1 protein-coding gene and 1 pseudogene are annotated in these 2,844 nt (G+C 72.6%); one reads left to right on the plus strand and one right to left on the minus strand.

Features of this window, described 5'->3' with window-relative positions; translation table 11 throughout:
• On the minus strand, positions 1 to 2,105 hold a 2,105-nt coding region (locus tag D7V97_RS41895), incomplete at its 3' end, for a glycosyltransferase family 4 protein (protein ID WP_233583580.1).
• 228 nt (positions 2,106 to 2,333) lie between these two features.
• Between D7V97_RS41895 and D7V97_RS41900 the strand changes: the two are divergent.
• Positions 2,334 to 2,844: pseudogene (locus tag D7V97_RS41900) on the plus strand (hypothetical protein); the annotation flags it as partial.

The raw sequence follows: 2,844 nt of genomic DNA on the forward strand, positions 1-2,844 counted from the left end.
CAGAGGTGTATAAGAGACAGGATGGGCGGTTTGTCCGCGTCGGCCATGGGAGTCAGGACTGGAGGAGAGCGGGGAGGTTCAACGCCGGAGGAGCCTGGCTCCGGGGGCGAGCCCTGGCGCGGGGACTGGGAGCGGCCCGCGTCGGCGCGTCCGGACCCCGTGCTCCGCCCCGCGTTGATCACGGAGCGCATGGGGACGATGGGCGTGGGGGCCGGCGGCTCCGGGAAGTCCTCCATCAGGACGGAGGCCCGGCGCACGATGGGCGTCGGCGCGGGGGCGTCGTCGTCCCGGGAGAGTCCGGACCGGCGCACGACGGGCGTCGGGGCCCGCTCCTCGTCCTCGGACGCGAGCCCCGAGGGCCGGCGGACGATGGGCGTGGCCGCGGGCGCTTCGTCTTCTCCTGACGTGGGCCGGCGGACGATGGGCGTGGGGGCCGGGGCGCCATCCTCGTCCCCGACGCTGGCGCGGCGCACGATGGGCGTCGCTCCCGTGGAGGCCGCGTCGGAGGCCTCGGCGTCGGTGGAGGACCCGCCTGTGTCCGGGGCCTTCTGGGAGGAGTCCCTGGCGGAGGGCGGCTTCGCGGAAGGGCTGGTCACCTGTTCGGTGGGAGGAGAGGACTCCTCCCCGAGCCGAGCCGACTGGGACTCCGAGGCTCCCCGAGTGGCGGCGGCTTCGTCCCGCGAGGCGGCCGGAGGCGGCGCGGGTTCCCGGAGCGGCAGGCCCATCACCATGGGGAACTCATCGGGCCGCATGTCGGGCTCGGTCTTGACCAGCCGCGTGTCGAGCCCTTCCTCCAGCGCCATGCCCATCACCAGGGGCAGGTCCTCGGCGCCTTCCTTGTTGCCAGCGGGCTCCGGGGCGGCGGCTTCCTGGGGCTTGGCGGCCGGCGCCGCGGGCTTCGCGGGCGCCTTGGGCACCGGCGCGGGCTTGGAGGCCTCCGGCATGCCCAGGCTCGCGAGCCGGTTGGTGGGCGTGCCGGTCATCGTGACGTCGGGCGGCTCGTTGGCGGCGCCCACCGGCAGGTGGGTCCGGTTCTTCAGGAGCGAATCGTAGAGGTCCAGCAGCTGGCCCCGGATGAGGCCCGCGTCCAGCGCCTGCTCCGCGAACGCGCGCCCGGCCTTGCCCAGCGCCACGCGGCGGGGCACGTCGCGCGCCAGCTCCACGATGCGTTCGGAGAGCGCGCGGCTGTCCCCGGGCGGGAAGAAGACCGCCGCGTCCTGGGGAATGAGCTCACGGGTGACGGGCAGGTCCGCGGCGATGACGGGCCGGCCGGCGGCCATGTACTCGGAGACCTTGGCCAGCGGCCCGCCCTGGAGCCGGTTGCGCTCCGAGTCGTCCAGGGGCAGCACGCCCACGTCCGCCAGGGCCAGCACCTTGAAGAGGTCGTCGTGGACGACGGGGGGTTGGAAGTCGACCTTCTCCTTGAGCCCCAGGTCGTTGACCAGGTCGTCCAGGTGGGGCTTCCAGTCCGGGTGGTGCGCGCCCACCAGCGTCAGGCGCACGTCCACCTGCTGGGACGCGAGCGCGGTGGCGCGCAGCAGGGTGGGCAGGCCCTGCCAGCCCACGTGGCTGCCCAGGTACATCATCCGCAGGGGCGTGCCGTCCGGGGCGCCGAGCACCTCCGGGTCATAGGGCTTGAGGTCCACGGGCGCGCGCAGCATGCGCAGCTGGTCCTCGGCCGCCCCCAGCCCCTGGATGTACCCGCGCGTCGTCTGGGAGCCGGTGACGACGAGGTCCGCGTTCATCAGGCAGAACAGCTCCTGCCGGCGGATCTTCGACAGGAAGCGCCGGTCCCCGTCCGTCTGCGGATGGGTGTAGCGCAGCTCCTGCGAGGGGAACGTCTGCGCCTCATAGATGAGGCGGTAGCCGTAGTCCCCCTTCAGCTCGCAGAGCGCGTAGCCGCCGAAGGGGTCCGTGAAGTGGGCGAGTGCGTAGTCTTCGCTCTCCAGCTGCCGGCGCACGGCCCGTTCAAAGGACTGGATGCGCGAGGCCAGGTCCCCGGAGCCTACCGGGACGCGGAGCAGCCGGGCGCCCTGGTACTTCTCGATATGGGAGTGGTCGGGCGTCTTCGCCGACAGCACCACCACGGAGAAGCGGTCAGGCAACGCCTTCAGATACTCGGTCAGTCGGCGTGAGGAGCCAGACGGGCCGGGGATGACGTCGAAGCTGCACAGGAGAAGTCTGGGCAGGTCACTCAAGCGTTCGCAGGATACTTGGACATCGGGGAGGTGTCATCGGCCGTGACAGAAGAAGAAGGGGGTCCGCAGACAAACACATCCCGTGACGGATGCGTTGACCGCCTGTATGCCGCGACATAACGAGGCGAGGTGTCCATGGATGAGCGGAAGGGCGTCACCGTGAGCTACCTGCGAGAGCTGGCCCGGAAATACCTCCGGGGCCGGTCCGGCGCGTCCAGGGGGCGGGAGTTCGTCGCCGCGCTGGCCGAGCGTGTCCCTGCCCTGGGGCGGCTCGCGCGCATGGCGGGACTGCCGATGTCCCAGCGCAGCTCCGGCGACGTGGGAGGCGAAGCACGAACGCTGGATTCCGGGCAGCCGGATTCCGGCCCGGCACGCGGCGCGAAGGCCGAGGCCGTCCCCCTGCCTCCCGCGGGAGCCAGCGGAGCGAGGCCCCCGGAACTTTCCGTGGAGCCCATCACCGAACCGAGTGGCGAGCCCAGGACGCGGCCGGCCCGGGTGGTGACGTTCCCGGCCCGCGGCAAGTCCCGCAGGGAACTGGACGACGAGGACACGCTGCCGCTAGCCCCCGAGGCGCTGACGCCGCGTCCGTCGGGCACGCCGCGGGTGGAGGCTCCGCAGGCTGCCGCCGAGGCGACGCCCCCGCCCC

This window comes from Corallococcus sp. CA053C (assembly GCF_003611675.1).
Lineage (GTDB): Bacteria > Myxococcota > Myxococcia > Myxococcales > Myxococcaceae > Corallococcus.